We start from the raw sequence: 7453 nt of genomic DNA, 5'->3' as shown, positions 1-7453 counted from the left end.
GGTGGGCAGCGGCGGGTGGACCATCGCGCAGAACGCGGGGCAGCGCATCGACACGCGCGGCCTGCCCGGCGGAACGGACTTCGACTGGCGCTCGGTGGCGCCCACCAGCAACTGGAGCAGCCTGGCCTCGTCCGCTGATGCCACCCGCCTGGCGGCGGCATCCGGCAGCGGCGATCTGTACACATCGAGCGATTCCGGTGCGACCTGGAGCCTGCGCCTCACGGGACAGACCTGGAGCGGCGTCGCTTCTTCCAGCGATGGCCTCGCGCTGCTCGCCTCGACCAACGGCGGTGCGCTTTTCCGCTCGACCGACGGCGGCAACTCGTGGTCCAACGACGGATCGTCCCGAGCCTGGAGCGCGGTGGCCAGTTCCGCCGACGGCTCGCGCCTGGTCGCGACCGCCTACCTGGGGCAGATCTGGACCTCCTCGGACGGCGGCACCAGTTGGACGGCGCGTGAGTCGAACCGGGCCTGGCGTGCCGTGGCCTCTTCGGCCGATGGCCGGGTACTGGTGGCGGCCACCAATGGCGCCCAGCTGTATGTCTCGACCGACTACGGCGTGAGCTGGACCGCGCGCGCGAGCGGCCAGTTCTGGTGGTCGGCGGCGGCGTCTGCCGACGGCAGCATCCTGTACGCCACCGTGGACACGGGCGCCGTCTGGGTGTCCACCGATTCGGGGACAACGTGGGATGCGCAGACTGTCAGCCGGGACTGGCGAGGCATCGCCACGTCCGCCGACGGCCGCTATGCCGTGGCCGCGACCAGCGGCGGCCGCATTTACGAGTCCAGCGACATCGGCCGGACCTGGCGTGTGACCAGCGACGCCGGTGCCTGGACCGCGGTCGCGAGCAGCGCCGACGGCATGAAGGTGGCCGCCGCCAAGTCGGGCTCGACCATCCAGCTCGGCACGCGTCGCGCTTCGAGCACCCTCGGCACTGCCGGGTCGGTTTCCGGGGGGCAACAGGACGCGCTGGAGCTGCAATACGCGGGAGGAGGGGTGTTCATGCCCGTCGGCTACGTGCTGGCCAACCTGGCGTTCGTCATTCGCTGAATCCGCTTCGCGGCAATCCAGCACCTGCAGGCCGGAACGTGTGAGAGGACAGCCAGACGCCGGTCGAGGCGGCCTCGCCCCCTCCAACCGGCCTGCCGGGCCTCGAGAGGGCGCCCGGCAACCTACTTGTCGTTGTGCAGGTAGGTCGCCTGCTTCGGCAGCAGCAGGCTCACCAGGAATGCCAGGGCCATCATGCCGGTCACGTACCAGTAGAAGTACGACTCGTGGCCGATCGACTTCAGTCCGAGCGCCACGTATTCGGCGCTGCCGCCGAAGATGGCATTGCCCACGGCGTACGACAGGCCCACGCCCAGCGCGCGCACTTCGGGCGGGAACATCTCGGCCTTCACGATGCCGCTGATCGAGGTGTAGAAGCTCACCACCGCCAGCGCCAGGGTAATGAGCACGCCGGCCATCAGCGGGCTGCTCACGCTCTGCAGGGTGGTCAGCACCGGCACCGTCATCAGCACGCCCAGGGCGCCGAACAGCAGCATGTTGCTGCGGCGGCCGATGCGGTCCGACAGCGCGCCGAACAGCGGCTGCATGCACATGTAGATGAACAGGCAGGCCGTCATGATGTTGCTGGCGGTCTTGATCGACATGCCGGCCGAGTTCACCAGGTACTTCTGCATGTAGGTGGTGAAGGTGTAGAAGATCAGCGAGCCGCCGGCCGTGTAGCCCAGCACCACGAAGAAGGCGCGCTTGTGGTGCTTGAACAGTTCGGCCATGCTGCCGGCGCCCTTGGCGGCGCGGGTCTTGGTGCTGGCGGTCTCGGTCAGCGTGCGGCGCAGCATCAGGGCCACGATGGCGGCCACGGCGCCGAGCACGAAGGGAATGCGCCAGCCCCAGCTGCGCAGTTCGGCCTCGTCCAGCACCTGCTGCAGCACCACGACCACGACCACGGCCAGCAACTGGCCGCCGATCAGCGTGACGTACTGGAAGGACGAGAAGAAGCCGCGCTGCCCGCGCATCGCCACTTCGCTCATGTAGGTGGCAGTGGTGCCGTACTCCCCGCCGACCGACAGGCCTTGCAGCAGCCGCGCGAGGAGCAGCAGCGCGGGCGCCGCGGCGCCGATCTGCGCGTAGGTCGGCAGGCAGGCGATCACCAGCGAGCCCACGCACATCATGACCACCGAGGTCACCATCGAGGTCTTGCGGCCCTTGCGGTCGGCCAGGCGGCCGAAGAGCCAGCCGCCGATCGGGCGCATCAGGAAGCCGGCGGCGAACACGCCGGCCGTGTTCAGCAGCTGCACCGTCGGGTCGGACTTGGGGAAGAAGGCCGGCGCGAAATAGATGGCGCAGAAGGCGTAGACGTAGAAGTCGAACCACTCCACCAGGTTGCCGGACGAGGCGGCGAAGATGGCGAAGATGCGCTTGCGCTTTTCTTCGAAGGTGTAGGGGGTGTTGTTGTCGGCGATGGCGTCGGGGCTGGAGGCGCCGGCGGTCGCGCTGCTTGCGAAGGCGGTCATGGAAAGGGGTCCTTGTCTCTGGCTGCGGCCCGCCGCGAAGCCGCGCGAGGCCGTTGCGGCGAGTCTGTCCGGCCGCCGCGGCGCTGTCGTCCGTAGCCGCCCGGCGGGTGTCTACGTATCGGTACGCAAGGGTAAATACCTAGATTCCTGCGGGATTCCACCAAGCCCGCGCGTGCGCAGGCGCGGCGCATACTCGCGAAAAAGCCACTCGCCGGCTCCTCCGGGGCTCCAGGCGACAGCCAGGAGATATGCGTTGCAGCGAACGAATATTGCCGACCCGACCTATTTCCACAAAGTCGTCGATTGCCAGTACGCCTGCCCGGCGCACACGCCTGTCCCCGAATACATACGCATGATCGCGCAGCGCCGCTACGGCGACGCCTACATGATCAACTGGGCCTCCAACGTCTTTCCCGGCATCCTGGGGCGCACCTGCGACCGGCCCTGCGAGCCGGCTTGCCGGCGCGGCCGGGTGGAAGAAAGCAACGCCGAGGCGCCGGAGCCGGTGGCGATCTGCCGTCTCAAGCGCGTGGCGGCCGACATGAAGGACGACGTGCGCGCGCGCATGCCCCAGCCCGGGCCGAAGAACGGCAAGCGTGTCGCCTGCATCGGCGCCGGGCCGGCCTCGCTCACCGTCGCGCGCGACCTGGCACCGCTGGGCTACGAGGTGACGGTGTTCGACGGCGAGGCCAAGGCCGGCGGGTTCATCCGCACGCAGATTCCGCGCTTTCGCCTGCCCGAGTCGGTCATCGACGAAGAGACGGGCTACGTTCTGGACCTGGGCGTGGAATTCCGCGGCGGCGAGCGCATCGCGTCGATGAAGGCGCTGATGGCGCAGGACTGGGATGCGATCTTCGTCGGCTGCGGCGCACCTCGCGGGCGCGACCTCGACGTGCCGGGGCGGCAGGAAGCCGCGGCCGGCATCCACATCGGCATCGACTGGCTGAACTCCGTGTCCTTCGGCCACGTCAGCAGCATCGGCCGGCGCGTGATCGTGCTGGGCGGCGGCAACACGGCCATGGACTGCTGCCGGTCGGCGCGCCGCCTGGGCGGCACCGACGTGAAGGTCATCGTGCGCAGCGGCTTCGACGAGATGAAGGCCTCGCCCTGGGAGAAGGAAGACGCCGCGCACGAGGGCATCCCGATCATCAACTTCCATGTGCCCAAGGCCTTCGTGCACGAGGACGGCAAGCTCGTGGGCATGCGCTTCGAGCTCGTGCGCGCCGAGTACGACGCCGAGGGCCGCCGCTCGCTGGTGCCCACCGGCGAGCCGGAGGCGTACTTCGAATGCGACGACGTGCTGGTGGCGGTGGGGCAGGAAAACGCATTCCCCTGGATCGAGCGCGATTGCGGCATGGACTTCGACAAGTGGGGCCTGCCGGTGCTCGACAAGAACACCTTCCAGTCTTCGGTGCCGAACGTGTTCTTCGGCGGCGATGCGGCCTTCGGGCCGAAGAACATCATCACGGCCGTCGCCCACGGCCACGAGGCGGCGGTGTCCATCGACAAGCTGCTGCGCGCCGAGCCGGTCTACGTGCGGCCGGCACCCATGACCAACCTGGTGTCGCAGAAGATGGGCATCCACGAGTGGAGCTACGACAACGACACCTCCAACGACCTGCGCTACAAGGTGCCGTGGGCCAAGGCCGAGACGGCGCTGGCCAGCATCCGCGTGGAGGTGGAACTGGGCTTCGACGCCGCCACCGCCTTCAAGGAGGCCGAGCGCTGCCTGAACTGCGACGTGCAGACCGTGTTCACCGAGGCTGCCTGCATCGAGTGCGATGCCTGCGTGGACATCTGCCCGATGGACTGCATCAACTTCGTCGACAACGCCGAAGAGGACGAACTGAGGCCCCGGCTCAAGGCGCCGGCGCTGAACCTGGCGCAGGACCTGTACGTGTCGGGCGGGCTCAAGACGGGGCGCGTCATGGTCAAGGACGAAGACGTGTGCCTGCATTGCGGCCTGTGCGCCGAGCGCTGCCCCACGGGCGCCTGGGACATGCAGAAATTCCTGCTGAAGATGACGCCGGCGGGGCAGGGGGTGGCCGCATGACGCAACAGCAGATCGAGGCGGTCAACGACTTCGTCATCAAGTTCGCCAACGTCAACGGCTCGGGCTCGGCTTCGGCCAACGAGCTGTTCGCCAAGGCCATCCTGCGCATGGGCGTGCCGGTGAGCCCGCGCAACATCTTCCCGAGCAACATCCAGGGCCTGCCGACCTGGTACGAGGTGCGCGTGACCGAAGACGGGCACCTGGGGCGGCGCGGCGGCACCGACATGATGGTGGCGATGAACCCGCAGACCTGGGACGCCGACGTGGCCGAGCTGGCGCCGGGCGGCTATCTTTTCTACGACAGCACCCGGCCGCTGCCGCCTTCCAGGTTTCGCGACGACATCCGCGTCATCGGCATGCCGCTCACCGAGATCTGCAACGCCGTCTATCAAGACCCGCGCCAGCGCCAGCTGTTCAAGAACATCGTCTACGTGGGCGCCCTGGCTGTCCTGCTGGGCATCGAGCCCGAGGTGGTCGAGAAGCTGTTCGGCGAGCAGTACAAGGGCAAGGAAAAGCTGCTGGCCTCCAACGTGCAGGCGCTGCACCTGGGCTGCGACTTCGCGCGGGAGAACCTGCGCGAGCCGGTGGGGCTGCAGGTGCGGCGCGCCGACCGGGTGGGCGGGCGCATCTTCGTGGACGGCAACAGCGCCGCGGCGCTGGGCTGCGTGTATGGCGGCGCCACGGTCGCGGCCTGGTACCCGATCACGCCGTCTTCCTCGGTGGCCGAGGCCTTCCAGAAGTACTGCAGCAAGTTCCGGGTGGACCCGTCCACCGGCCAGCACCGCTTCGCCATCGTGCAGGCGGAGGACGAGCTGGCCTCGATCGGCATGGTGGTCGGCGCGGGCTGGAACGGCGCGCGCGCCTTCACCGCGACCTCGGGGCCCGGCATTTCGCTGATGGCCGAATTCATCGGCCTGGCCTACTTCGCGGAAATTCCGATCACCTTGATCAACGTGCAGCGCGGCGGGCCCTCCACCGGCATGCCCACGCGCACGCAGCAGGCCGACATCCTGGCCTGCGCCTATGCCTCGCACGGCGACACCAAGCACGTGCTGCTGTTTCCCGAGGACCCGCACGAGTGCTTCGCACACGCGGCGGCGGCGCTGGACCTGGCCGACCGGCTGCAGACGCCCGTGTTCCTGATGACCGACCTGGACATCGGCATGAACCAGCGGCTGTGCGAGCCCTTTGCCTGGGACGACAGCCAGGCCTACGACCGCGGCAAGGTCATGAGCGCCGATGAGCTGGAGGCGGGCCGCGACTTCGGCCGCTACAAGGACGTGGACGGCGACGGCATTCCCTGGCGCACGCTGCCAGGCACGCACCCGACCAAGGGCAGCTACTTCACGCGCGGCACCACGCGCGACGCCTATGCCCGGTATTCGGAGCGCGGGCCGGACTACATCTACAACATGGAGCGGCTGCTGAAGAAGTTCGCGACCGCGGCCACGCTGGTGCCGCAGCCGGTGCTGCGGCCCGCAGCCCGCAAGACCGCGCTGGGCGTGATCTATTTCGGCTCGACCAGCCCGTCGATGCACGAGGCGCTGGATGCGCTCGAAGCGCAGGGCATCCACCTCGACGCCATGCGGCTGCGCGCCTTTCCCTTTCCCGAGAGCGTGGCGCAGTTCGTGGCGCAGCACGAGCAGGTTTTCGTGGTCGAGCAGAACCGCGACGCGCAGATGCGCAGCCTGCTGGTCAACGAGCTAAATGCCGATCCGGCACGGCTGATCCGGGTGCTGCATTTCGACGGCACGCCGATCACCGCGCGCTTCATCGTGCAGGCCATCGCCACGCATGTTCATCCGACGAAGGAGGCGGCATGACCTACCTCGCCAAGCCCAGGCTGCGCCATCCGACGCTGGCCGTCAACAAGGTGGGCTACACGCGGCGCGACTACGAAGGAAAGATATCGACGCTGTGCGCCGGCTGCGGCCACGACTCGATCTCGGCCGCCATCATCGAGGCCTGCTGGGAGCTGGACATCGAGCCGCACCGCGTGGCCAAGCTCTCGGGCATCGGCTGCAGTTCCAAGACGCCGGACTACTTCCTGGGGGCCTCGCACGGCTTCAACACCGTGCACGGCCGCATGCCCAGCGTGCTGACCGGCGCCAACCTCGCCAACCGCGACCTGCTGTACCTGGGCGTTTCCGGAGACGGCGACTCGGCCTCCATCGGCCTGGGCCAGTTCGCCCACGCCATGCGGCGCGGCGTGCGCATGGCCTACATCGTGGAGAACAACGGCGTCTACGGCCTGACCAAGGGCCAGTTCTCGGCCACGGCCGACCAGGGCTCCAAGAGCAAGAAGGGCGTGGTCAACACCGACAGCCCGGTCGACCTGGTGGCCATGGCGCTGCAGCTGGGCGCCAGCTACGTGGGGCGCGGCTTCTCGGGCAACAAGGCGCAGCTGGTACCGCTCATCAAGGGCGCGATCAGCCACGGCGGTTCGGCGTTCATCGACGTGATCAGCCCTTGCGTGGCCTTCAACAACCATCCCGGCAGCACCAAGAGCTACGACTACGTGCGCGAGCACAACGAAGCCGTGAGCCGCATCGACTTCATCAGCGGGCGGGACGAGATTTCCGTCGACATCGAGCCGGGCGAGGTGATGGACGTGCGCCAGCACGACGGCACGCTGCTGCGCCTGCGCAGCCTGCACCCCGACTACACGCCCGGCGACCGCCACGCCGCCATGGCCTACATGCAGCGCCACCAGGAAATGGGCGAGGTGGTCACCGGCCTGCTGTATGTCGATCCGCTGGCCACCGACCTGCACACCGCCCTCAACACCAGCGGCCGGCCGCTCAACGCGCTGGGGCCTGCCGAGTTGTGCCCCGGCGCCGCGGCGCTCGAGCGGCTGAACGCCTCCTTGCGCTGATCGGC

At 68.4% G+C, this 7453-nt stretch carries 5 protein-coding genes; 4 read left to right on the top strand and 1 reads right to left on the bottom strand.

The genetic code is table 11. From position 1 onward, the window contains the following. Window positions 1-1051 (top strand): WD40/YVTN/BNR-like repeat-containing protein (locus AC1RVW_RS06645; RefSeq protein ID WP_493198816.1); only part of this gene is annotated, 1051 nt, incomplete at its 5' end. Between the two features lie 122 nt (window positions 1052-1173). Here AC1RVW_RS06645 and AC1RVW_RS06640 read toward each other — a convergent pair. Further along, complete coding sequence (locus AC1RVW_RS06640; RefSeq protein ID WP_234383046.1) at window positions 1174-2520, bottom strand: MFS family transporter; 1347 nt, start codon at window positions 2518-2520, stop codon at window positions 1174-1176. A gap of 253 nt (window positions 2521-2773) precedes the next feature. Here AC1RVW_RS06640 and AC1RVW_RS06635 point away from each other — a divergent pair, with 253 nt between their 5' ends. From AC1RVW_RS06635 to AC1RVW_RS06625, 3 genes are read left to right on the top strand one after another with little or no spacing between them, the layout of a single operon-like run. Next, window positions 2774-4573: an FAD-dependent oxidoreductase gene (locus AC1RVW_RS06635; protein ID WP_493198813.1), complete on the top strand. Its 1800-nt coding sequence runs from the start codon at window positions 2774-2776 to the stop codon at window positions 4571-4573. Further along, on the top strand, window positions 4570-6396 hold the full coding sequence (locus AC1RVW_RS06630) for a 2-oxoacid:acceptor oxidoreductase subunit alpha (RefSeq protein WP_493198811.1): 1827 nt from the start codon (window positions 4570-4572) through the stop codon (window positions 6394-6396). The genes AC1RVW_RS06635 and AC1RVW_RS06630 overlap by 4 nt, the downstream gene beginning before the upstream one ends. Further along, window positions 6393-7448 carry a 2-oxoacid:ferredoxin oxidoreductase subunit beta gene (locus AC1RVW_RS06625; RefSeq protein WP_409196727.1) on the top strand — a complete coding sequence of 352 codons (1056 nt, stop codon included), beginning with the start codon at window positions 6393-6395 and terminating at the stop codon, window positions 7446-7448. The genes AC1RVW_RS06630 and AC1RVW_RS06625 overlap by 4 nt, the downstream gene beginning before the upstream one ends. Window positions 7449-7453: the final 5 nt, after the last annotated feature.

The sequence above is a fragment of the Variovorax sp. MPBD4-3 genome (genome assembly GCF_058809745.1).
This window is presented reverse-complemented; position numbering and strand designations above follow the sequence as displayed.

Bases quoted from the DNA above. Each gene is read 5' to 3' on its own strand.
- AC1RVW_RS06640 (WP_234383046.1), bottom strand. From the start codon at position 2,520: ATGACCGCCTTCGCAAGCAGCGCGACCGCCGGCGCCTCCAGCCCCGAC.
- AC1RVW_RS06630 (WP_493198811.1), top strand. From the start codon at position 4,570: ATGACGCAACAGCAGATCGAGGCGGTCAACGACTTCGTCATCAAGTTC.
- AC1RVW_RS06625 (WP_409196727.1), top strand. From the start codon at position 6,393: ATGACCTACCTCGCCAAGCCCAGGCTGCGCCATCCGACGCTGGCCGTC.